Annotated in this window: 1 protein-coding gene; it reads left to right on the top strand. The window is 43.0% G+C overall.

From position 1 onward, the window contains the following. Nucleotides 1–272: hypothetical protein (locus ACYVTD_RS18070; protein ID WP_461248991.1), on the top strand; the 272-nt coding region annotated here is incomplete at its 5' end. Between the last annotated feature and the right edge of the window lie 91 nt (nt 273–363).

The raw sequence follows: 363 nt of genomic DNA on the forward strand, positions 1-363 counted from the left end.
GTTGTATGGTAACGATGACTACGGAAAAGCGTGTTCTTAATTTCCGGGAAGTAGAAGCCGAATATGACGGGCGTTGGGTTTTATTTGACAAAAGGGACTTTCCGCCTGAGGAAGACATGGGGTATGTAGTTGCCTGCGGCGATGGAACCCCCGAAGATCGGGATGCCCTAAGGGAAATTCAATGCAACAAATATCACGGCAAAGTAGTACTAATAAAAGGATGGATACCCAAAGATGACATACTCGACAGTGGCATTATCGAAGCTGTTTGAGCATCGCTACAAATTCGATGCAGGCATTTATAACTTACGGACAAAAGAGTTTATTGAAACCTCAATATTTTTAGATACTGGCTGTTACAAC

It is taken from the genome of Treponema sp. R6D11 (assembly GCF_054786075.1).